General features: G+C 71.9%; 20 protein-coding genes. 4 read left to right on the top strand and 16 right to left on the bottom strand.

Annotated features, from left to right (window positions below; genetic code table 11):
- Window positions 1–11: 11 nt before the first annotated feature.
- From glcE to ACSBPG_RS19595, 7 genes are all read right to left on the bottom strand, one after another.
- Window positions 12–1,241, bottom strand: a complete 1,230-nt coding sequence (gene glcE / locus ACSBPG_RS19625; RefSeq protein ID WP_435538894.1) for a glycolate oxidase subunit GlcE — start codon at window positions 1,239–1,241, stop codon at window positions 12–14.
- A gap of 13 nt (window positions 1,242–1,254) precedes the next feature.
- Entirely contained in the window at window positions 1,255–2,742 is a 1,488-nt protein-coding gene (locus ACSBPG_RS19620) for an FAD-linked oxidase C-terminal domain-containing protein (protein WP_435538893.1), read from the bottom strand.
- Window positions 2,743–2,897: 155 nt separating this feature from the next.
- Window positions 2,898–3,515 (bottom strand): YceI family protein, encoded by a 618-nt coding sequence (locus tag ACSBPG_RS19615; RefSeq protein WP_435538892.1) that lies wholly within the window; start codon window positions 3,513–3,515, stop codon window positions 2,898–2,900.
- Window positions 3,516–3,706: 191 nt separating this feature from the next.
- Window positions 3,707–3,832: a type B 50S ribosomal protein L36 gene (gene ykgO / locus ACSBPG_RS19610; protein WP_012973122.1), complete on the bottom strand. Its 126-nt coding sequence runs from the start codon at window positions 3,830–3,832 to the stop codon at window positions 3,707–3,709.
- A 121-nt stretch (window positions 3,833–3,953) separates the two neighbouring features.
- Window positions 3,954–4,859 (bottom strand): SAM-dependent methyltransferase, encoded by a 906-nt coding sequence (locus ACSBPG_RS19605; RefSeq protein WP_435538891.1) that lies wholly within the window; start codon window positions 4,857–4,859, stop codon window positions 3,954–3,956.
- A 108-nt stretch (window positions 4,860–4,967) separates the two neighbouring features.
- The gene (gene mepA / locus ACSBPG_RS19600; RefSeq protein WP_435538890.1) at window positions 4,968–5,882 is read right to left on the bottom strand and encodes a penicillin-insensitive murein endopeptidase; all 915 of its coding nucleotides are present in this window, start codon (window positions 5,880–5,882) and stop codon (window positions 4,968–4,970) included.
- 77 nt (window positions 5,883–5,959) lie between these two features.
- Entirely contained in the window at window positions 5,960–7,108 is a 1,149-nt protein-coding gene (locus tag ACSBPG_RS19595) for an ABC transporter permease (protein WP_435538889.1), read from the bottom strand.
- A 118-nt stretch (window positions 7,109–7,226) separates the two neighbouring features.
- Between ACSBPG_RS19595 and ACSBPG_RS19590 the strand changes: the two genes are divergently transcribed.
- Complete coding sequence (locus tag ACSBPG_RS19590; protein ID WP_435538888.1) at window positions 7,227–7,649, top strand: nuclear transport factor 2 family protein; 423 nt, start codon at window positions 7,227–7,229, stop codon at window positions 7,647–7,649.
- A 53-nt stretch (window positions 7,650–7,702) separates the two neighbouring features.
- Here the strand turns inward: ACSBPG_RS19590 and bktB are convergent, their stop codons facing one another.
- The 9 genes from bktB to ACSBPG_RS19545 form a co-directional block, all read right to left on the bottom strand.
- Entirely contained in the window at window positions 7,703–8,881 is a 1,179-nt protein-coding gene (bktB, locus tag ACSBPG_RS19585) for a beta-ketothiolase BktB (RefSeq protein WP_435538887.1), read from the bottom strand.
- An 81-nt stretch (window positions 8,882–8,962) separates the two neighbouring features.
- Window positions 8,963–11,053 carry a 3-hydroxyacyl-CoA dehydrogenase NAD-binding domain-containing protein gene (locus ACSBPG_RS19580; RefSeq protein ID WP_435538886.1) on the bottom strand — a complete coding sequence of 697 codons (2,091 nt, stop codon included), beginning with the start codon at window positions 11,051–11,053 and terminating at the stop codon, window positions 8,963–8,965.
- On the bottom strand, window positions 11,050–12,219 hold the full coding sequence (locus ACSBPG_RS19575) for a CaiB/BaiF CoA transferase family protein (RefSeq protein WP_435538885.1): 1,170 nt from the start codon (window positions 12,217–12,219) through the stop codon (window positions 11,050–11,052). Before ACSBPG_RS19575 ends, ACSBPG_RS19580 begins: the two co-directional genes overlap by 4 nt.
- A 14-nt stretch (window positions 12,220–12,233) precedes the next feature.
- Complete coding sequence (locus ACSBPG_RS19570) at window positions 12,234–13,943, bottom strand: ABC transporter permease (RefSeq protein ID WP_435538884.1); 1,710 nt, start codon at window positions 13,941–13,943, stop codon at window positions 12,234–12,236.
- Complete coding sequence (locus ACSBPG_RS19565; protein WP_435538883.1) at window positions 13,940–15,004, bottom strand: ABC transporter ATP-binding protein; 1,065 nt, start codon at window positions 15,002–15,004, stop codon at window positions 13,940–13,942. Before ACSBPG_RS19565 ends, ACSBPG_RS19570 begins: the two co-directional genes overlap by 4 nt.
- A gap of 2 nt (window positions 15,005–15,006) precedes the next feature.
- A complete protein-coding gene (locus ACSBPG_RS19560) occupies window positions 15,007–16,035 on the bottom strand; it encodes an ABC transporter substrate-binding protein (RefSeq protein ID WP_435538882.1) in 1,029 nt (342 codons plus the stop codon).
- Between the two features lie 306 nt (window positions 16,036–16,341).
- Complete coding sequence (locus tag ACSBPG_RS19555; RefSeq protein WP_435538881.1) at window positions 16,342–16,821, bottom strand: MarR family winged helix-turn-helix transcriptional regulator; 480 nt, start codon at window positions 16,819–16,821, stop codon at window positions 16,342–16,344.
- 278 nt (window positions 16,822–17,099) lie between these two features.
- Window positions 17,100–17,765: an HAD family hydrolase gene (locus ACSBPG_RS19550; RefSeq protein WP_435538880.1), complete on the bottom strand. Its 666-nt coding sequence runs from the start codon at window positions 17,763–17,765 to the stop codon at window positions 17,100–17,102.
- Window positions 17,766–17,795: 30 nt separating this feature from the next.
- Window positions 17,796–18,833 (bottom strand): LacI family DNA-binding transcriptional regulator, encoded by a 1,038-nt coding sequence (locus ACSBPG_RS19545; RefSeq protein WP_435538879.1) that lies wholly within the window; start codon window positions 18,831–18,833, stop codon window positions 17,796–17,798.
- A gap of 465 nt (window positions 18,834–19,298) precedes the next feature.
- Here ACSBPG_RS19545 and ACSBPG_RS19540 point away from each other — a divergent pair, with 465 nt between their 5' ends.
- The 3 genes from ACSBPG_RS19540 (at window position 19,299) to ACSBPG_RS19530 (ending at window position 22,826) form a co-directional block, all read left to right on the top strand.
- Window positions 19,299–20,201, top strand: a complete 903-nt coding sequence (locus tag ACSBPG_RS19540; protein ID WP_435538878.1) for a substrate-binding domain-containing protein — start codon at window positions 19,299–19,301, stop codon at window positions 20,199–20,201.
- 151 nt (window positions 20,202–20,352) lie between these two features.
- Entirely contained in the window at window positions 20,353–21,870 is a 1,518-nt protein-coding gene (locus ACSBPG_RS19535; RefSeq protein ID WP_435538877.1) for a sugar ABC transporter ATP-binding protein, read from the top strand.
- Entirely contained in the window at window positions 21,867–22,826 is a 960-nt protein-coding gene (locus tag ACSBPG_RS19530; RefSeq protein WP_435538876.1) for an ABC transporter permease, read from the top strand. Before ACSBPG_RS19535 ends, ACSBPG_RS19530 begins: the two co-directional genes overlap by 4 nt.
- The last annotated feature ends 7 nt before the right edge of the window (window positions 22,827–22,833 follow it).

Raw genomic sequence — 22,833 nt, 5'->3', positions numbered from 1 at the left:
GGCTCCGGACCTCAGACCCCGGCGTAGAGACGGCCGGGATTCAGGACGCGACGGGGATCGAAGCTCTCCTTGACCCGCGCGGCCAGCGCGGCGAGGGGAGCCGGTTGCGGCTGGAAGACGTCGACCGCGGCGCGCACCGCGTCGGGCGCGCGCACCAGGGTGGCGTGCCCGCCACTCGGCACCAGGGCGGCGCGGATCGCCGCGGGATCGGCCGAGGGCGCCACCGCCAGCCAGATCAGGCCGCCGCCCCAGTCCATGTAGAAGCGGCCGTCGCCCAGGCGCAGCAGGATGTCCTCGATCACCCCGGGCCCGGCGGCGGGCGGCACCGACAACTTCCAGACGTGGTGGTCGGCCGGCCCGGCCAGCGGGGCGACGTCGCGGATCTCGCGCCACAGCGCCAGGGACTCCTCGCGCTCCAGCACCGCATCGGCGCCCAGCTCCGCCGTCAGCGCGGCGAGGCGGGCGGCGACCGAGGGGCCGAAGCCTTCCAGCCGGACCGCCGTGGCGGCGGCGCGCAGGCAGGCGACGGTCGCCACGCCGGAACGCTCGGCCACCGCCTCCGGCAGATGGGCGGCGCCGGTGACGTCGTGCGGGCTCTGCAGGGCCCGGGTCAGCGCCTGCACCGCGGCCTGCTCGTCGCGGCCGGCCAGCAGCAGGGTGCGGGTGTCCTCGGGCGCCGGCAGCACCTTCACCGTCACCTCGGTCAGCGCCGTCAGCGTGCCCATGGAGCCGGCCATCAGCTTCGGCAGGTCGTAGCCGGTGACGTTCTTCACCACCTTGGCGCCGCCCTTGTAGATCTCGCCGCGCCCCGACACGCCCTCCAGCCCCAGCAGGTGGTCGCGCGCCGAGCCGGCGGCGATGCGCCGCGGCCCCGCCAGGCCGCCGGCCAGCACGCCGCCGAGCGTGCCGCCGCCGGCCGGCAGGCCGAACAGCGGCCCGAGGTCCGGCGGCTCGAAGGCGAGGTGCTGGCGCCGCTCGGCCAGGAGCGGCAGCAGCTCGGCCATCGGCGTGCCGGCCTTGACGGTGAGGATCAGCTCCTCCGGCTCGTAGGCGACGACGCCGGCGAGCGCCGAGAGGTCCAGCGCGTGCGCCGCCTGCACCGGGCGGCCGAGGCCGCGCTTGGTGCCGCGGCCCCGCACCTCCAGCGGCTCCTCGTTGGCGAGCGCCCAGCGGACGGCGTCGACGAGCTGCGCCGGGGTGTCGGGACGAAGGGTGGTGATCGCCAGGACGTCGGCAGGCATGGGAGGGCGGCCCTCAGAAACGGGGAATGTCGGGAAACGGCAGCTGGCCGCCGGCGACGTGCAGGCGCCCCAGCTCGGCGCAGCGGTGCAGCTCCGGGAACACCTTGCCGGGGTTGAGCAGCCCGTCGGGGTCGAAGGCGCACTTCAGGCGCTGCTGCTGCTTCAGGTCGGTCTCGGAGAACTGGCGGCCCATGAGGTCCCGCTTCTCCACGCCGACCCCGTGCTCGCCGGTGAGCACCCCGCCGACCTCGACGCACAAGGTCAGGATGTCGGCGCCGAAGTCCTCCGCCGCCTGCAGCTCGCCGGGCTGGTTGGCGTCGAAGAGGATCAGCGGGTGCAGGTTGCCGTCGCCGGCGTGGAAGACGTTGGCGACGCGCAGCCCGTGCTTGCGCGACATCTCCTGCATGCGGTGCAGCACCAACGGCAGCGCCTTGCGCGGGATGGTGCCGTCCATGCAGAGATAGTCGGGGCTGATCCGGCCGACCGCCGGGAAGGCGGCCTTGCGGCCGGCCCAGAAGCTCAGCCGCTCCTCCTCCGAGGAGGAGACGCGCAGGGTGACCGAGCCCTTGGCACGGGCGATCGCGCTGACCCGCTCGATCAGGTGGTCGACCTCGGCCTCCGGCCCGTCCAGCTCGACGATCAGCAGCGCCTCGACGTCGAGGGGGTAGCCGGCGTGGACGAAGTCCTCCGCCGCCTTGATGGCCGGACGGTCCATCATCTCCATGCCGCCGGGAATGATGCCGGCGGCGATGATGGCGGCGACGCAGTCGCCCGCACTCTCGTTGGAGGGGAAGCCGATCAGCACGGCCCGCGCGATGGCGGGCTTGCGCAGGATGCGCACCGTCACCTCGGTGACGACGCCGAGCAGCCCTTCCGACCCGGTGACGACGCCCAGCAGGTCGTAGCCGCCGGCGTCCAGGTGCTTGCCGCCGAGGCGCAGCACGGTGCCGTCCATCAGCACCATCTCGACGCCCAGCAGGTTGTTGGTGGTCAGCCCGTACTTCAGGCAGTGGACGCCGCCGGAGTTCTCGGCGACGTTGCCGCCGATGGTGCAGGCGATCTGGCTGGAGGGATCGGGGGCGTAGTAGAAGCCGCGCTCGGCCACCGCGTTGGAGATGCCGAGGTTGGTGACGCCGGGCTGCACGACGGCGCAGCGGTTGTCGTAGTCGACCTCCAGCACGCGGTTGAACTTGCCCATGCCGAGCAGCACGCCGTCGGCGAGCGGCAGGGCGCCGCCCGACAGGCCGGTGCCGGCGCCGCGCGGCACCACCTTGACGCCCATCTCCCGGCAGGCCTTGAGGACCCGGCTCACCTGGTCGGTCGTCGAGGGCAGCACCACCACCAGCGGCGGCTGGCGGTAGGCCATGAGCCCGTCGCACTCGTAGGCGCGCAGTTCCTCCTCGTCGACGATCACCCCCTCGCCCGGCACGATGGTGCGCAGGCGCTCGACGATCGCGCGGCGGTTGGCGATCACGCCGCGGTCCGGTTCGGGCATCCTCATGCCGGCTGTGTCCTCCTCGGCCGTCGCCCGTCGCTGACGATGCGGGCGTTCCGGAACAAGTGGTATCACCACTTATCCGCCGGCACAAGGAGGTGGGACGGCGGCCGGGGATCGGCGCCGCACCGCGGGACGGCCGGCGCCGACGCGCCGGCGCCCTACTCCGGTTTTTCGAACGCCACGGTGATGGCGAGGTCCACCTGGTCGGCGACCGCCGGCAGGGCGAAGGCGATGCCGAACGCGCTGCGCCGGATCGAGGTGGTCGCCTCGAACCCGGCGGTCAGGGTTTTGTGCATGGGGTTCATGCCGGCGCCGACGAAACGGGCGTCCAGCTCCACCGGCCGGGTCACGCCGCGCAGGGTGAGGTCGCCGGCGATGCGGGCGCGCGTCCCGTCGACCGTCACGGAGGTGGACCGGAACGTCGCGGTGGGGTGGTTCGCCACGTCGAAGAAGTCGGCGGTCTTGAGATGATCGGTCAGTTCCGGGCTGGTGGTCACCACCTCCGCCAGCGGGATCTCGATGGCGACGCTCGCCGATTCGGGCCGGGCCGGGTCGAGGGTCAGGGTGCCGGTGCTGCCGCCGATCAGCCCGTGGTAGACGTTGAAGCCGAGGTGGTTCACCGCGAACGCCACCTGGGTGTGGCCGGGGTCGACGGTGTAGGTGGCGGCGACGACCCGCGACGGCTCGGGCTGCCCGGGAATCTGCGGCGGCGCGGTCTGCGCGGCGGCGGGCGAAACGGCCAGGAACAGGCAAAGGCCCAGGGCGAACGGCTTCATGGACGACCTCCGAAAGACCTCATCCCGCCGCCGATCATACGCGAACCCGGCTTCGCCGTCCTCCTCCGCAGCCGGCGAGGCGTCGCCGATGCGATGGCGCAAAACGACGAGCCGCGCCGGAGGTCCGGCGCGGCTCGTCGTTTTCGCATCGCGTGCAGACGCGGCCGGCGGAACCGGCCGCCCGCCCGGTGTCAGCCCTGGCGGGCCTTGAAGCGCGGGTTCTGCTTGTTGATGACGTAGACGCGGCCCTTGCGGCGGATCACGCGGCAGGCCTTGTGGCGCGTCTTCATCGACTTCAGCGAGTTGACGATCTTCATGACTGGTCTTCCTGGTGCGGTCGGCGGCTAGGTACAGGGCGCGCACCATAGTGCGGCGCCCATGGAGTGTCAACCGGCAGAGCGCCGGCGAACGCGGCGCCGACCCGCCCGCTTCCGCCCCCTACTCCGCCGGCTTGAGGGCATAGAAGCGGTAGCAGCGCAAGCCGGCCTCGAGGGCGGCGACGCGGCGCGCCCACAGCTCGATCTCGTCGACCACCGACACCTTGGTCTCGTGGGTCAGCGCGTACTGTTCGAGATAGTGGGCGAAGGATTGGATCGCCACCAGGATCAGGTGGCGATGGGTGTCGGTCATGTCCTCGGCGATGCGCAGGTCGAGGTTGCGCTGGGCGAAGGCGTTCTGCATGCGCTCCAGCGACCACAGGTTGGGCTCCAGCGGCTCCTTGTCGGTCCACGCCTCGATGACGCCGCGCTTGGCGTCCGGCGCCAGGATGTAGTCGGTCAGCAGCAGGTGGCCGCGCGGCTTCAGCGCCACCTCGATGCCGTCGAACAGCTGGTCCTTGTCGCGGACCGCGAACATCCCCTCCTTGTAGAGGATGGCGTCGACCCGCTTGGAATAGCTGAAGCGCTCGGGATCGTAGGCCTCGATGGGGGCCTTCTTCTCCAGCCCCTCCTTGAAGGAGCGCTGCATCCCCTCCTTGGCCAGCAGTGGCGAGCTTTCCAGGCCGGTGACCCAGCAGCCGTACTTGGCCGCCATCGCCCGGCTGGTGCCGCCCAGGCCGGCCGACAGGTCGAGCACGCTCATCGCCGGGTTGAGCCCCATCGGCTTGACCAGATAGGGCACGTGGTCATTGCCGCCGGGGGTAACGAACCCGGATCCCCACAGCCGCTCGGCCACCTCCATCCGGGTGGCGGACCACAGCGGCTTCCCCCAGCGGTTCATGCCGACGGCGGCCTTCGCCGGCACCGGCGCCGCGCCCTCCTGGCGATCCTCGGAGTCGTCCTTGCGCTTGAGCGCGGACAGGTCGTACCCCTCCCACCAGGCGTAGAGCCGCGTCCGGAGGCTCAATCCTTCCGGTTCGCCGGAGCTGTTCCTGTCGTTCGCAGCCATAGGCACCCGCTCGTGCGCCGTCGCCCCTCTTTTAGGGTAATCTCTTCGCTCGGAGCGGAACAGAGGCTAATTGTTATCCTGTAGGCGGAGCTTCTCCGTCTCGGCCACCACCGTCCCGTCGGCGCGGAACACGGCCGCGCAGGCCGCCGGCAGCTTCGGCGCCGGCGTCACCGCCTTGTCCGGCGGGATCGGCCGCAGCGGTTCGATCCGCTCCAGCCACCAGGCGAGGTCGTCGCCGCAGCCGTCGCCGTCCGGCAGCGCCTTCTGCGGCACGCAGTGCGGGCTGCCCGGCGGGCAGGACAGGCGGACGTGCATGTGCCCGTCGTGGCCGTACCACGGCCGCACCTTGCGCAGCCAGGCGCGGTCCGGCCAGTCGCGCCGGCACAGCTCGCGCTTGATGACGGGGTTGACGAAGATGCGCTCGACCCGCCGGTCGCGCGCCGCCAGCCGCACCATCTCCGCCTGACGGTCGGACCAGGCCGGCGTCACCCGCTTGCGGTCGTAGTCGACGTAGTTGATCTCGGCCAGCGACTCGCGGGCCTTGCGCGCCAGGGACGGCAGGTCGAGGCGCAGCCAGACGTCGGCGTCGAGGCCGCTCTGGTGGCTGGCGTGGCCGGCCCGCATCGGCCCGCCCCGCGGCTGTGCCATGTCGCCGATCAGGGCGGTGCCCAGCCCCGCGGCCGCCACCCCGCCACCGAAATCCCTGAGGAAGGAGACCAGCTCGGGATGGCCGTAGTAGCGCCGCCGGCTCATGCGGATGACCTGATAGCCGGGGCCCTCGCCGCTCAGCGCCACGCCGCCGGACAGGCACCCCGCGGCATAACCGCCGATGGCCTGGGCGACGCCGCGGCTCGGCTTGGCGATCCCGCTCCAGGCGACGGGCTGCGGCTGCCCGTGCGCCGCCCCTTCCCGGCCCCCCGCCGCGGCGGCCCCCGTCGCCGCCACGACCGTACCGACGAGCGCTATCGCCCATGCCAGCATCCGGCGCATCGCATTCCCCCCTGCAATGGCAGCCCCCATTTAGCGCCGGCGGTCCTTAATGAAAGGTTGTGCCCGGCTCAATCCAGGGTCTGGCGGTAGCGTTTCAGGGCGACCACCATGGCCGCCGCCATGAAGGCGGCCAGCGCGAGCACCTCGCCGGCGATCTCCGACCAGCCGTTGCCCTTCAGCAGGATGCCGCGGACGATGCGCAGGAAGTGGGTGAGCGGCAGCACCTCGCCCAAGGTCTGCGCCCAGCCCGGCATGCCGCGGAAGGGAAACATGAAGCCCGACAGGAGCATCGACGGCAGAAAGAAGAAGAACGACATCTGCATCGCCTGGAGCTGGTTTTTGGCGATGGTCGAGAAGGTGAAGCCCACCGCCAGGTTGGCGGCGATGAACAGCACCATGACCGCCGACAGCAGCGCGAGGCTGCCGACGATGGGGACGTCGAACAGCAGGCGCGCCGCCAGCACGATGATGACGACCTGGAGATAGCCGACGACGATGAAGGGGACGATCTTGCCCAGCATCACCTCGAACGGGCGCACCGGCATCGCCAGCAGGTTCTCCATGGTGCCGCGCTCGCGCTCGCGGGTCACCGCCAGGGACGTCATGATCACCATGGTCATGGTGAGGATCGTCCCCATCAGGCCGGGAACGACGTTGTACTGGGTGATGCCTTCCGGGTTGTAGCGGCGGTGCACCCGCAGCTCGATGGGGTCGGCCGAGGCGCGCAGATGGGACAGCGGCCCCGTCAGGTCGGGGGTGAGGGACTGGCGGGCGATCACGCTCAGCGCGGCGAGCGCGTTGGAGGTGGCGGCGGGGTCGGTGGCGTCGGCCTCGACCAGCAGGACCGGCCGGTCGCCGCGCTGCAGGTCGCGGGCGAACCCGGCGGGCACGGTGACGGCGAACTGCACCGTCCCCTCGCGCAGCAGCGTGTCGATCTCGGCGGGCGACGCGGCCCGGTGCCCGATCGCGAAGTAGCCGGAATTCTCCAGGGCCGCCACCAGGGTGCGGGCGAACGGGCTGTCGTCGGCCGCCAGCACGGCGGTGGGCAGGGCCTTGGGGTCGGAGTTGATGGCGAAGCCGAACAGGACGAGCTGCATGACCGGAACGCCGACCATCATGGCGAAGGTCAGGCGGTCGCGGCGCATCTGGATGAACTCCTTCACCATCACCGCGACGAAGCGGGCGACCGAGAACCGCCCGCGCAACGGATTGTCCATGGTCCGTCCCCCTCCACCCGTCCGTGGCCGCCATGGTAGCGCGGACCGGATGCGCGCGCCCCATGGTTTCGGGTAGCATGGCCGTCCGGCCACCCGCGCCAAGGAGGCGCCACCCGCGATGAACGACACCGACGCCCTGCTGGCCCTCAACCAAGCCTTCTACCGCGCCTTCTACGAGCGCAACTTCGCGGCGATGGACGCCCTGTGGGCGCGGCGGTCGCCGGTGGCCTGCCTGCATCCGGGCTGGATGCCGCTGTGCGGCCGCGAGGCGGTGATGCAGAGCTGGAAGGACCTGATGACCGCCCCGGTGGCGACGATGATCCGGGCGCGCCATCCCAGCGTGCACCTCTACGCCGACACCGGCCTGGTGCTCTGCGAGGAGGTGCTGTCGGAGGCCGTGCTGATGGCCTCCAACCTGTTCGTGCGCGAGGACGGGGAGTGGCGGCTGGCGCACCACCATTCCGGTCCGGTGGCTCCGCAGGCGCGGGTCGAGCGGCCGTCCCGCGGCGGCGACGAGGCGCCGCCGCGCCGGCTGCACTGACGGCGGGCGGGAGCAGCCCGCCGCCAACCGTTCCGCCTCCGAAAGGACAGGGCCTAGACGCGCTCGACGATGGCCGAGATCCCCTGTCCGCCGCCGATGCACATGGTGACCAGCCCGAAGCGGCCGCCGGTGCGATGCAGCTCGTGGACCGCCTTGACGGTGTTGATGGCGCCGGTGGCGCCGACGGGGTGGCCGATGGAGATGCCGCTGCCGTTCGGATTGACCGTTTCGGGATCGAAATCGAGCTCCTGGGCGACGGCGCACGCCTGCGCGGCGAAGGCCTCGTTCGCCTCGATGACGGCCATGTCGGCGACGCCGAGACCCGCCCGTTTCATGACCGAAACGGTGGCCGGCACCGGCCCGATGCCCATGTAGGCGGGATCCACGCCGGCGTGGGCGTAGGCGACGAGCCGTGCCAGCGGGGTCAGCCCGTGGCGCCGGACGGCATCGCCCGTGGCGAGCACGACGGCGGCGGCGCCGTCGTTCATTCCGGATGCGTTCCCGGCCGTCACGGAACCGCCTTCCTTGAAGACGGGGGACAGCTTGCGGAAGTCCTCGATGGCGGCGTCGGCGCGCACGTGCTCGTCGCGCTCGAACGCGACCGCCTGGCGCTTCTGTCGGACCGTCACCGGAACGATCTGCCCCGCGAAGCGGTCCTCCGCCCAGGCCCGCGCCGCCCGGCGGTGGCTTTCGAGGGCGTAGGCGTCCTGCCGCTCGCGGGTGATGCCGTAGCGCTCCGCGACGTTCTCCGCCGTGACCCCCATCAGGATGCGGTGGAACGGGTCGGTGAGCACGCCGTGCAGCACGTCGACCAGGGCGGTGTCGCCGAAGCGCGCGCCCCAGCGGGTGGCCGGCGACTGGAACGGCACGCGGCTCATGCTCTCGGCGCCGCCGGCCACGGCGATCTCGGCGTCGCCCAGCGCCAGCATCTGCGCCGCCGACACGATCGCCTGGAGGCCGGAGCCGCAGAGCCGGTTCACCGTCAACGCCGGCGTCTCCTGCGGCAGGCCGGCGTCCAGGCCGACGACCCGCGCCAGATAGGCGTCGCGCGGCTCCGTCGGCACGACCTGCCCGAACACCACATGGCCCACCGCCTGCGGATCGACGCCGCTGCGGGCGACCGCCTCGCGGGCGACCGTGCTGCCGAGGACGGCGGGCGGAACGTCGCGCAACGAGCCGCCGAAGCCGCCCACGGCGGTCCTGAGGGCGGCGACAATGAAGACTTCCTGCATGGTGCACCTCTCGCTGGGATCAGCGACGCTGTCGGGTGGATGGGGCCGGGTGGATGGGGCCGGTCGGACCGAACGCGCCCATCATTCATTGAGCGCGGCGAAATTGCCACCACCCGTCGCGAGGCGGACGAGCAGCGGCGACGGCTCCCAGGCCCAGCCCTGGTAGCCGCGGGCGAACCCCTCGATGCGCGCGAGCACGGCCGCCAGCCCGAAACGGTCGGCGTGGACCATCGGGCCGCCGCGGAAGCGGGGGAAGCCGTAGCCGTTGAGATAGACGACGTCGATGTCGAGCGGCCGCGCGGCGATCCCTTCGTCGAGGATGCGCGCCCCTTCGTTGACCATGGCGAAGAGGCAGCGCGCCACGATCTCCTCGTCGGCGATGGCGCGCCGCGTCACGCCCAGCGCCGCCGAATGGGCGAGCACCAGGGCATCGACCTCGGGGTCCGGGTCGCCCCTCCGGTTGCCGTCGCCGTAGAGGTAGTAGCCCGCCCCGCTCTTCTGGCCGAAGCGGCCGCGCTCGCACAGGAGGTCGGGAAGCCGCGAATAGGGCCGGTCCGGCCGTTCCACCGCGCGGCGCTTGCGGATGGTCCAGCCGATGTCCTGGCCGGCGAGGTCCATGACGCGCAGCGGGCCCATGGCGAACCCCCAGCGTTCCATGGCGCCGTCGATCTGGGCGGGAAGCGCCCCTTCCTCGAGAAGGAAATAGGCCTGCCGGAGGTATTCCTCGAAGATGCGGTTGCCGATGAAGCCGTCGCAGACGCCGGACACGACGCCGGTCTTGCCGATCGCGCGCGCGAACGCGAGGGCGTCGGCGACGACCTGCGGATCGCTGCGCGGCCCGCGCACGATCTCCAGCAGCTTCATGACGTTGGCCGGGCTGAAGAAGTGCAGGCCGACGACCCGCTCCGGCCGGCCGGTGGCGTCGGCGATCGCGTCGACGTCGAGCGTCGAGGTGTTGGTGGCGAGCACGGCGTCGGCACCGGCGATGCGGTCGATGCGGCGGAAGATCCCGCGCTTGACCTCCAGGTCCTCGAACGCCGCCTCGATGAACAGGTCGGCGCCCGCCGCCGCGTCGAGTCCGTCGGCGAGGGTCAGGCGGGCACGCCGCGCCGCGGCGTCCTCGGCGCTGCACCGGCCCTTGGCCACGGCCACGGCGATGGCGCGCTCGACGGCGGCCGCGCCGTGGGACAGGGCGTCGGCGCTGCGGTCGGTGAGGATCACCGGGAGACCGGCGTCCAGCAGGGCGGTGGCGATCCCCGCGCCCATGGTCCCGGCTCCGATCACGGCCACACGCGACCAGCGCCCGGCCGGCCGCGGCGCCGGCAGGCCCGGGACCGCGGCGGCCTTGCGCTCGGCCAGGAAGGCGTGGCGCAGCCCGCGCGCCTCCTCCGACACCATCAGGCGATCGAAGGCCCGGTGCTCGAACGCCAGGCCCTCGGCGAAGGGCAGGCGGCACGCCGCCTCGACGCAGTCGACGATGGCGCCGGGCGCGTCTCCCAGGCCGCGCCGCCGCGCCGCCGCCGAACGGGCGGCCTCGAGGTCGGGCAGCGGTCCGGCCGCCAGCCCGCTCGCCCGGCGCGGCGGGGCGCCCCGCCCGGCGAGTTCCGCCGCCAGCGCCGCCGCCTCGGCGAGGAGGTCCGCCGGCGCCACCCGGTCGACCAGGCCGAGCCGCAGGGCCTCCGCGGCGGGCACCGTGCGGCCCGACAGCATCAGGTCGAGGGCGGCCGCGGGGTCGACCAGCCGGGCGAGGCGCTGCGTCCCGCCGGCCCCCGGCAGCAGGCCGAGCGTCACCTCGGGAAACGCCAGTCGGGCGGACTCCGCGCAGACCCGCGCGTGGCAGGCGAGCGCCAGCTCGAGGCCGCCGCCGAAGGCCACGCCGTGCAGGGCGGCGACGACCGGCGTGTCGAGCGTGTCGAGCAGCGCCGTCAGCCGCCGGATCGGCGCGACGTCGGCCTGCGGGTCGTCGCCGAAGTCGGCGATGTCGGCGCCGGCGGAAAAGCACCGCCCGTGCCCGCCGACGACGATGGCGGCCACCGCGGCGTCCGCGGCGCAGGCGCGCAGCGACGCGGCCAGCGCGTCGACGAAACCCGACCGGCACGACAGCGCATTGACCGGCGGGTTGTCCAGCAACAGGACGGCGACGCCGTCGCGATCGGCGCGATGGATGCTCACCACGGTTGCGTCCTCACTGCGTTCGTCTCCGGAACCAGCCGGTCGGTGTCGGCGCCGAGGCGCGGCGCCGGCGGCAGGGCGATGGCGCCGCCGCCGTCCCAGCGGAAGGCCGGCCCGAAGGCCAGGGGTTCCCCGGCGATGCCGATGCCGGGCGTGCGGCGGTAGACCTGCGACAGGTAGTCGTGCAGGTCGCGCACCCGCGACGCCGGCACGCCGTCCTCGTTGAGCATCCGTTCCAGGGGCTCGGCCTCGGCGGACGCGAAGGCGTCGCCGAGCGCCGCCCGCAGCTCCGGCGTCGCCAGGTCGGTCAGGAACCCGTCGGCGGCCATCTCGGCCGGAACGTGCGGCGGTGCCGCGAGCTCCGGCCGCCCGAGCCGCCGGCACAGCGCGGTGAACTGCCCCTTGGTGTTGGCGGCGACGGAGATGTACCCGTCGGACGTCGCGAAGGTGTCGGCGCCCGGGCTGCCGACGAAGCCGCGGTTGCCGACCCGCCGGGGCGGCGTGCCGGCGGCCAGGGCGGCGGCGGCCGGCCCGGACATCAGGGCGAGCGCGGAATCGACCATCGAGACGTCCAGGGTGAGCGGTGCCGTGTCGCCGCGCAGGCGGCGGATCACCGCCGCCAGGATCGCCTCGGCGGCGCTGAGGCCGGTGGCGATGTCGATGACGGGAAAGCCGACCTTCGTCGGCGCCGTCGCCGACGGGTCGCCCTGCAGCGCCATCATGCCGGTCGCCGCCTGGATAACGTGGTCGTAGGCGCCGCGGCCGCTGTTGGGACCGCTCTGGCCCCAGCCGGAGATCGAGCAGTAGATGATGCCCGGCCGCACGGCGCGGATGTCCTCCGGTCCGAGGCCGAGACGCCGCGCCGCGCCGGGGCGGAAGTTCTCGACGAAGATGTCGGCCTCCCGGGCCAGCCCCAGCAGGGCCTCGCGTCCGGCGGCGCTGGCGAGGTCCAGCACGACCGACCGCTTGCCGGCGTTGAGGGCGCGGAAGCCGGGGGAGAGGCCGTCCAGCTCGGGCCGCACGGCCAGTTCGCGCATCGGGTCGCCGGTGCCCGGCCGCTCCACCTTGATCACCTCGGCGCCGAGGCAGCGCAGGTGGTGCGTCGCGCAGGGGCCGGCGAGAACATGGGTCAGGTCGAGCACGCGGAAGCCTTCGAGCGGCTGCATGTCCGTTCTCCTCGTTAGATGCGCCGGAAGGCTCGCGATACGGGAAGGAAGATGACGAGGGTGATGGCCAGCAGCACGATGGTGAGCGCCGCCGCCTCGCCCGTGCGCGTCTCCGACCAGAGCTGGAAGATCAGCACGGGGAGCGTCATCGAGCGGGTCGAGCCGCCGCCCAGGAACAGCGGCGTGTTCAAGTCGCGCAGCGCCGACAGGACGACCAGGGTGAAGGTGGCGAGCAGCACCGGCCGCAGCAGCGGCAGCGTCACCGTGGTGGTGACCCGGGCCCGGCCGGCGCCGCAGACGCTCGCCGCCTCCTCCAGCGCGCGGTCGATCTGGCCGAAGCCGTCGCCGATGTTGCGGGTGGCGATCGGCAGCGAGCGCGCGGCCTGGGTCATGGCGATCAGCAGCAGCCCGCCGTAGAGCCCCGCCGCGGAGCCGATCCACGCCCACATCACGGCGGTGAGGAAGGCGACGGAGGGCACCAGCACGGTGTACATCGCCGCACCCTGCAGCAGGGCCCGTCCCGGCAGCGTGGTGCGGCGCACGAAATAGCAGACCAGGGTCGCCACCAGGAGGACGATGGTCACCTCCATCGCCGCGATCTTCAGGCTGTTGCCGGTGATCTGCCAGAACGCGAAGTACTCGAAGATCACGTAGTGGAAATTGGCGAAGGACAGGTCGGCGAGGCTGAAGGCGCCGAACGAGCGGGCGTTCAGCGACATCCACAGGATGACGACGTAGGGGCCCGCCACCGAGAGCACCGTCACCAGCACGACGAAGAGGCCGCCCGCCGGCCGCCAGCGGCCGAGCGGCATGGCGGCGGCCCGCGCCCCCTTGCCCGCCACGACGGCGAAGCTGCGCCCGCGCCGGCGCCGGGTCAGCCGCACCAGCAGGCCGACGGCCAGCGCGGTCGCGACGAAGACGACGCCCATCGCCGCGGCGAGTTCGAGGCGCGGCGGGAAGGCGTTCAGGAAGAGGTAGAGCTGGGTCGCGAAGACGTAGATGCGCACCGGCATGCCGAGGATCGCCGGCACCGCGAACAGCCCCCAGGCAATGATCACGGAAAAGGCGGTGGCGGACACGATGGCCGGCGCCACCAGCGGCAGCGTCACCGTGCGGATCACCGTCATCGGCCGGGCGCCGGAGACGCGCGCCGCCTCCTCGAAGCTGCCGTCGACCGAGGCGAGCGCCGCCTCCACCGTCAGGAACACGAAGGAGTAGAGGAAGAGCGCGGTGACGAAGATCATCCCGCCCATGGACTGGACGTCGAACGGCTTGACCCCGACGAGCCGGTCGAGGATCAGGTTCGCGAACCCGGCGTTCGGGCTGGCGATGTAGACGTAGGCCATGGCGGTGAGCCAGGGCGGCGAGACGAAGGCGAGGATGGCCGTCAGGCGCGCGAGCCGCTTGAACGGCACGTCGGTGCGGGCCACCAGCACCGCCAGCACGATGCCCACCGCCAGGGCCGCACCGGCGGAGCCGAGCGCGAAGACCCACGAGTTGACGAGGATGTCGGCGAAGGCGAACTTGTCCCGCAGCTCCAGGAAGTGGGACAGCCCGTAGCCGCCGTCCTCGCGCAGGCTGCCGATGAGGAGCCAGACCATCGGATAGACGGTCAGGACGAGCAGGGCGGCCGCCGTCGCCGCGAAGGCGACGTAGAGGCCGAGCGGCCGCAGCCGGCGCCGGCGGCCGGCCCGTTCGCCGCCGGCCGCGAGGACGGCGGTCATGCGCGCCCCTCCGGATAGACGAAGAGCCCGCCCGGCGCCACCTGAAGGCGGACCGGCGCGCCTTCCGCGAAGACGCCGCCGTGGCTCGGGACCTCGACCGTGATCTCGCGCCCGCCGCAGCGGATCAGATACTGCACGTCGCGCCCGAGATACTGGGCGAAGACGACGTCGCCCGGCCATCCCTCGCCGCCGTCGGCGGGGCGCAGGACCACGTCGGACGGCCGGAACAGGACCTGCGCCGCGTCGGCGCCGGTCGCGGGGGCGGCGTGGTCGGGCAGCGGCCCCAGGCCGTCGACGATCCACCGGCCGTCGACCCGCTTCGCCGGAAGCTGGTTGGTGGCGCCGAGGAAATGGGCGACCTCCGCCGTCCGCGGGGTGCGGAAGACGTCCTCCGGCCGGCCGCGCTGGATGACGCGGCCGTGCGACATCACCATGATCTGGTCGGACAGGGCGAGCGCTTCCGACTGGTCGTGGGTGACCGCGATCATCGTCATGCCCGTCTCGCGCTGGATGCGCTTCAGTTCCTGCCGCATCTCCTCGCGCAGATGGGCGTCGAGGTTGGCCAGCGGCTCGTCGAGCAGGAGGAGCTCGGGATCATAAGCCAGCGCGCGGGCCAGGACGACGCGCTGCATCTGCCCGCCGGAGAGCTGCCCCGGATAGCGCTCGCCGTAATCGGCGAGGCGCACCAGCGCCAGCGCCGCGCCGACCCGGCGCGCGATCTCGTCGCGCGACCGGCCGCGCATCCTCAGGCCGTAGGCGACGTTGCGCGCGATCGTCATGTGCGGCCAGATGGCGTAGGACTGGAACACCATGCCGAGGTTGCGGGCCTCGACCGGGACGCGGTCGCGGCCGTCCTCGAAGACGGTGCGCGCGCCGATGACGATCCGGCCGGCGGTGGCCGTCTCCAGCCCGGCGATGCAGCGCAGGGTCGTCGTCTTGCCGCAGCCGGACGGTCCGAGCATGGTCGTCATGCCGCCTTCCGGGACGACGAACGACACCTCCTGGACCGCCCGCACCGAGCCGTAGTCCTTGATGAGCGCGTTGACTTCCACTCGCGACATGGTCAGCTCATGATCTTGCGCCAGGTGTCGATGATCTGGCCGCGCTCGGCCATCAGCTCCGCCAGGTTCGGCTCGTAGACCTTGAGCTGGGACACGGGCGGCAGGCCCTTGGGCGTCGGCGCGTCGGCGTTCGATCCGTAGGCGCCCATCTGGTCGGCCAGCTTCGCCTGGTATTCCGCGGAGAGGAGATGGTTCGCCAGCACCGCGGCGGCGGCGGGACGGGGCGATTTGGACGACACGAACAGGCAGTAGCGGGCCATGACCGTCCCGTCCTCGGGGAAGATCAGCCGGACCGGCGCCCCCTGCTCCCGGTAGAGATGGCCCCACGCCTGGGCGACGACGCAGATGGGCTTCTCGCCGCGCGCCACCGCCTGCATCGCCTCGGCCTGGAGGCGCATTTCGCCGACGTCGTTGGCCCGCAGGGCGCGGACGAAGTCCCAGCCGTGCTGCTCGACCAGCGCCTTGATCAGCAGAGTCGAGGTGCCGGCGTTCTCCGGCGCGCCGAACAGGACCTGCCCCTTGTAGCGCGGGTCGGCGAGGGCGGCGTAGGTGCGCGGCTCCTGACCGTCGGCGATCATGTCGGTGTTGACGGCGATGACCAGCGCCATGCCGGCGGTCGGATAGATCCCCGCGTCCTTCATGGCGAACGCCGGGGCGAGCTTCGCCGCGTTCGGCAGGTCCGGCGTCGCCGTCCAGCCCTTCTCCCGCGCGTAGAGGCCGAGCGCGTAGTCGCTCAGCGAGCAGACGTCGGCCGTCGCGGCACCGCCGGTCAGCTCCTGCTCGAACTTGCGCATGATGATCTCGCCGCCGCCGGGACGCGCATAGTCGACCGCGATGCCGGACTCCCGGCCGAAGGCGGCGATCGCCGGTTCCTCGACCCGGGCGATGCCGGCCGAGTAGAGGACCGCCCGCCCCTCCTTCCGGGCGGCGGCCACGGTGGCGTCCCAGTCCGCCGCCCACAGCGCGCGCGGCAGGAGCGACGCGGCGCCCGCGGCGAGGCTCCGGCACAGCAACGTCCGTCTGTCGATCATCGGTGATCCTCCCTGTCGCTCCGCTTCGCGGCGGAGGTCTGGTGCATGGCGCATCGCCGGGCCCGGAGAGCGGCCGGCCCCATCCGCTCCCCGGCCGCGCCGCCGCCAAGATAGGTGTGATCACTACCATATGCCCCGCACGCCACCGCGGTCAAGCAAACCGTTCGGGCAGCCGACTGCATGCCCGCCCCGCAATCGCGGACGGCGGCCGTGGCCGGCGTGCCAGGGCGGGCGTGTCGGGGCGGGCGTGTCGGGAGGGGCGCGACGCCGTGCGGGCGCTGGCGCGCCGGCCGGGGTGCGGACGCGCTACGGGGCGTCGTCCGGGGCGGACGGATCGAGTTCGGCCAGCATCCGGTCGGCTTCGGCCTGCAGGCGGTCGAGGCTCAGGCTCAGCACGTCGGCGGCGCCGTCGGGAAGGGTCGCCAGGAGTCTCCGCTGCCGCCGTTGGGCGACGGCCATGATCGCGTCGTGCAGGTCACGGCCGCGCGTCGTGAGGCTCAGGAGAACCCGGCGGCTGTCCTGCGTGTCCGAGGAGCGCGTCAGCAGACCGCGCTCCGCCAGGCTCTTCACCGAAAGCCCGACCCAGGCCTTGTCCGTGGCCAGGGCGCGGCTGATGTCGCGCGCGGTGGTGCCGTCACGCGACGCGATGATCGACATCACGCGCCATTCCGGCAGGGTGACGCCGAACTGCTGGCGGTAATAGCGGCTGCTGTAAAGAGCCAGGGTGTTGGACAGGAGCAGGAGGCGGGTCGTCAGAAGGTCGGTAACCGACGTCGGTTCTTGCATGCCGCAAACCTGGTGTTGGTGGAACTGACCCGCCGAAGCCGAACTTTCACTGCACGATCGCGCCGAGGTCGGCGATCGGCGACCATCTTTACCGGAAAAGACCTTTCCCGTCGGGTGGTGAACGCCCCGTCTCCGCAACAGTGTAGCGCAGGCACGTCCGGAATGGGAGCCGTCGGGATGCGCGGCGGTTGCGCCGGCGCTCGCGCCACACCCTGCCCCCGCCCTCCCCGGCCGTGCCGGGGGAAGGCGACGTCCGGCGACCGCGACGGGCGCCCGGGTCAGCCGCCGAAGCGGTCGAGGATGAAGCGCCGGAGCGCCGGGTCCCGGAAGTCGGGAACCGCCAGGGCGGCGCCGGCGGCCAGCAGGGCGTCGGCGTCCATGGTGGTGGACAGGCCGATGGTGGGGATGCCGGCGGCGACCGCCGCCGACAGGCCGGGCACCGCGTCCTCGAACGCCACCGCCGCCGCGGCCGGGACGCCGAGGCGGTCCAGCGCCGTCCGGTAGGGCAAGGGATCGGGCTTGCCGCGCGCCACGTCCTCGGCGGCGACGGTGGCGTGGAAGCGGTCGGTCACGGCGATCGCGTCGAGCATGTGGTCGGCGTTGGCGCGCGGCGCGTTGGTGACGAGCGCCACCCCCCATCCCCGCTCCCGCGCCCACTCCAGAAGCGGCGGCAGGCCGGCGACGGCCTGCGCCTCGCGGCTGAGCAGGCTGCGGAACAGCGCCTCCTTCTCGTCGGCGATGGCGGGGTGCAGCGCCTCCTCCACGTGCGGGAAGAGGACGCGGCAGATCTCCGCGTTGCTCTGCCCGGAGATCTTGTCGCGGAAGACCTCCTCGGTGACGGTCACGCCGTAGCGCTGGCCGATCTCGCGGAAGGCACGGAGGTGGAACGGGTTGCTGTCGATGAGCGTGCCGTCGAGATCGAACAGCAGGGCGTGTCGGAACATCGTGAATCCTTCGGAACCCGGAGAGGACGGTCACGCGGAGTCGCGCATGATCAGCCGGGCCTCCAGCAGCGTGAGGGGACTGCGGTCGGGCGTGGCGTCCAGCGGCACCGAGCCGTCGATCATGCCGAGCAGGAGGTTGAGGCTGGTCCGGGCGAGCTGCGCGTAGTCCTGCGCCACCGTGGTGAGCGCGGGACAGGTATAGCGGCTGAGCGGGTGATCGTCATGGGCCGCCACGCGCAGGTCAGCCTCCACGCCGCGGCCGATCCGCAGGCCGCGCTGGTAGGCCGCGGCCATCACGCCGAACGCCAGGCGGTCGTTGGCGCACAGGACGGTGCGCGTGGGGAAGCCGCCGTCGTCGAGGATGCGGTTGGTCTCCTCGAAGCCCACCCGTTCGAACTCCCAGCTCGCCGACCGCGTGGCGACGACGTGCGGCTCGTGCCCCAGCCGCTCCATGGCGCGGACGTAGGCGGCGCTGCGCTCCAGGGCGTTGCGGTTGAGCGGCGGCATCTCGAGGAAGCAGGGCCGCTCGCCCGTCCGGCAGAGATATTCGACCATCAGCGACACGCTCTGGACGTTGTCGGTGCCGACGAACGGCAGGTCGTCGGCGATCCGCGAATCCAAGAACACCAGCGGCATGGAGCGCCGCAGGCCGTTGATCAGGTCGAGGTCGGAATCCTCCCCCAGCGGCGCGATCACCGCCCCCGACAGCTTGAGCGACAGGAAGGTCTGGATGGCCTTGGCCTCCAGCCCGCGGTCGCCGTGGGAGCTGACGACGATCGCCCAATAGCCTTCGCGCAGGCTGAGGATCTCGATCTGCCGCACGATCTCGGCGAAGAACGGATCGAGGATGTACGGCACGATGACGCCGATGTTGCGCGGGTTCTTGCGGTTCAGATTGACCGCATGGATGTTCGGCCGATAGTCGAACTCGAGAAGTGCCCGCTCGATCTTCTCCCGGGTCGAGCGCCGGACGGAATTCGGATCGTTGAAGTACTTGGAGATCGTGGGGCGCGACAGACCGCTGGCGCGCGCGAAGTCCTCCATATTTCTGACGAGCTTTTCGGTCATGGCAGGCTTCCGGCTGGGGCCATCTCGCATCGGGCTCCGGAAGCGATGGCCCACCGCCCGGAGTCGCCTTCCATAGCCGTTCGCGCACCGCGCGTTCTTAGCGCGAAACATCACCGCGCGCAAAATTTCGAACGCCCGACGCCGCGCACCGGCCCGGGATTCCTTCCCCGGCTCCCTCCGCGCGGGCCTTTTTGTTTGGACGCGCGCTATCAAGAAAATTTACGCGCGGCAATTTTGATTTGACATTGCATGCCACGAAGTCTCTTATGCCGTCAACAGCCATGTGGCGGAGAGGGAGGCGCGGGCCCGCTGCGCTCCGGCGCCGACGCCCGGGCGCATGGGCGCGCCCGCGGTCGCGACGGAACGCTCCGCCGGCCGGTCGGAGGACCGTGCCGGAGCCCCGCCTCCTCCCTCGATGCACAAGAACGACCGCCCGCCCCGGGTCGGCCAATCAGGAGGAAGAGCATGTCCCGAAGTGTGTTTTCCAGGCTGCTGCTCGCCGGCATCGCCATCGCCGGCCTGACCGGCACCGCGTCCGCCGCGGGCATCGGAGCGTCGCTCCTGACCCAGCAGCACCCCTTCTACATCGCGCTCGCCGACGCCATGAAGGCGGAAGCCGCGGCGGAGGGCGTCCCGCTGGAGATCGCGATCGCCAACCAGGACCTCAACAAGCAGTTCGCCGACGTCGAGGACTTCATCACCAAGGGCGTCGACGTCCTGGTCATCGCGCCGGTCGACAGCACCGGCGTCAAGGCGGTGATCAACAAGGCCCAGAAGGCGGGCATCAAGGTCATCACCGTCGACATCCCGGCCAAGGGCGTGACCGTCACCTCCCACATCGGCACCGACAACTACACCGGCGGCGTCAGGGCCGGCGAGCTGATGGCCAAGGTGCTGGGCGACAAGGGCGAGGTCGCCATCATCGACTATCCCATGGTGCAGTCGGTGGTCGACCGGGTGAACGGCTTCAAGAAGGCGATGGAGTCCCACCCCGGCATCAAGATCGTCGCGGTCCAGGCCGGCATCACCCGCTCCGAGGCGCTCACCACCGCCCAGAACATCCTGCAGGCCCATCCCGAGGTCGACGGCATCTTCGGCTTCGGCGACGACGCCGCCCTGGCCGCCGCGTCGGCCGTCGCCTCGGCGAAGATGGACGACAAGGTCAAGGTCATCGGCTTCGACGGCATGGAGGAGGCCCGCGAGGCGGTGCGGAGCAACCCGGTGATGGTCGGCGTGATCGCCCAGTACCCGGACCAGATGGGCAAGGTCGCCGTCGAGACCGCCGCCAAGGTGATCAAGGGCGAGACCGTCCCGGCCGAGCAGCCGATCGTCCCCGGAGTCGTCACCAAGGAGGGCGAGACGAAGTGAGCCGCGGCGCGCGGACGGCCCCGGCAAGCGCTTGATCCGCCAACCTCCTGCCCCCACCCTGGCCCTCCCCCGCCTCGCGGGGGAGGGAGGGACCCGGCCGCAGGCCGGAAGGGTGGGGGCGAACCGGGACGACCTCCAGGGAGCGAGCGCCATGACCACGCCCGCCGACGACACGGTGCTCGACATCCGTGACGTGACGAAGACCTTCGGCCCCGTCGCGGCCCTCAACCGCATGACCCTGCGGGTGCGGCGCGGCCGCGTCCACACCCTGATCGGCGAGAACGGGGCCGGCAAGAGCACGCTCATGAAGATCCTCGCCGGCGTCCATCCGCCGACGTCGGGCGAGATCCTCTTCAAGGGCCGGCCCTACCGTCCGGCCGATCCCCGCGACGCCCGCCTCAGCGGCCTGACCATCGTGTTCCAGGAGCTGAGCCTGTGCCGCAACCTCACGGTGGCCGAGAACATCTTCGCCACCCACGAGCCCAACCGCTTCGGCTTCATCGACGACCGCGCGCTCCACCGCCGCGCCGCCGCGCTGGTGGAGGAGCTGGGGCTGCCGGTCGACGTCCGCGCCAAGGTGGGCGACCTGTCGATCGCCCGCCGCCAGCTCGTCGAGATCGCCAAGGGCCTCAGCCACCCGGCCGATCTGGTGATCCTCGACGAGCCGACCTCGTCCTTGTCGGACAACGAGGCGGAGATCCTGTTCCAGATCATCGCCAAGCTGAAGGCGCGGGGCGTCGCCGTCATCTACATCTCGCACCGCATGGAGGAGATCATGCGGCTGTCCGACGACGTCACGGTGATCCGCGACGGCGCCTTCGTCGGCACCATGCGCCGCGAGGACACCACCATCGAGCGCCTGATCGCCATGATGGTGGGCCGCGAGATGAACGACGTCTATCCCGCCCGCACCGTGCCGCGGCCCGCCGCCACGGTGCCGCCGGTCCTCGCCGTGCGCGGCCTGGCCTCCGGCCGCCTCTTCGAGGACGTGTCCTTCGACGTGCGCCCGGGCGAGGTGCTGGGATTCTTCGGCCTGGTCGGGGCCGGGCGGTCCGACGTCATGAACGCGCTGTTCGGCATGGCCCGGATCGACCGCGGGACGGTCGAGCTGGACGGCCGGCCGGTCCGCCTCCGCTCGCCCAGCGAGGCCATCCGCCACGGCATCGCCTTCGCCACCGAGAACCGCAAGGAGGAGGGGCTGGTCCTTGCCCACGCCGTGGAGCGCAACATCAACATGGTGGCGCTCGACCGGGTGGCGAACCGCTTCGGCTTCGCCCGGCCGGCCGCCGAGGCGGCGGCGGCGCGGGAGGAGGTGGCGCGGCTGTCGATCAAGACCGCCGGCATCGACACCCCCGCCGGCAACCTCAGCGGCGGCAACCAGCAGAAGATCGTGCTGGCGAAGTGGCTGCGCATCCGGCCACGGGTGCTGATCCTCGACGAGCCGACCCGCGGCGTCGACGTCGGCGCCAAGCACGAGATCTACCGGATCATCCGCCAGCTCGCCGCCGACGGGGCGGCCATCCTGATGGTCTCCTCCGACCTTCCCGAGGTCCTCGGCCTCTCCGACCGCCTCGTCGTCATGCACGACAAGCGGGTGGCCGCGGTGCTCGACGCGGCCGGCCTCACGCCCGAGACGGTCATGACCCACGCAGCGGGGATGCACGCATGAACACGCTCGCCACGCGGCTCACCGGCTCGCCGCTCGCCCGCCAGTACGGCGGCATCGTCCTCTCCCTGGCCGTGCTGTGCGTCGTCTTCACGGCGCTGAGCCCGCGCTTCCTGGTGGTCAACAACCTGCTCAACATCATGCAGCAGGTGGCGGTGGTGGCGGTCGCCGCCTACGGCATGACCTACGTCATCCTGCTCGGCGAGATCGACCTGTCGGTCGGCTCCATCCTCGCCGTCGCCGGCATGGTGGCGGCGCAGAGCTTCGCCCTCGGCTTCGGCTTCTGGCCGACGGTGCTGTTCACCCTCGCCGCCGGGGCGCTGATGGGGGCCTGCAACGGCGTGCTGGCGGCGCACCTGCGCCTGCCCTCCTTCATCGTCACCGTGGCGACCATGGGCATCTACCGCGGCCTGGTGAGCCTGCCCACCCAGGGCCTGCCGGCGCCGATCGGCGACGACGCCTGGCTGGCGATCGGCGCCGACCGCTGGCTCGGCCTGCCGATCCTGATCTGGATCGTCCTGGTGCTCTTCGTCCTCAACCACGTGCTGCTGTCGAAGACGGTGTTCGGCCGCCGCGTCTACCTCGCCGGCGGCAACCGGGAGGCGGCGGTCTATTCGGGCATCCGCGTCGACCGCATCAAGGTCGTCGTCTTCATGATCTCCGGGACGATGGCGGCGATCAGCGGCATCCTCCTGTCGTCGCGCCTCGGCTCGGCCCAGACCAACGCCGGCATGGGCTACGAGCTGGACGCCATCGCGGCGGCCGTGCTCGGCGGCACCAGCCTCGCCGGCGGCGTCGGCACGATGGTCGGCACGCTGCTCGGCGCCCTCATCATCGGCGTCATCAACAACGGCATGAGCCTGCTCTCGGTGCCCTACTTCTACCAGCTCATCGTCAAGGGGCTGGTGATCATCGTGGCCGTCCTGATCGACGTCCGCAGCAAGTCCAACCGCGCCTGAACGGGTC

The sequence above is a fragment of the Azospirillum sp. ST 5-10 genome, from assembly GCF_051225715.1.
Taxonomy (GTDB): domain Bacteria; phylum Pseudomonadota; class Alphaproteobacteria; order Azospirillales; family Azospirillaceae; genus Azospirillum.
The sequence above is the reverse complement of the archived record's forward strand: the minus strand, read 5'-3'. Positions and strand labels throughout refer to the sequence as shown.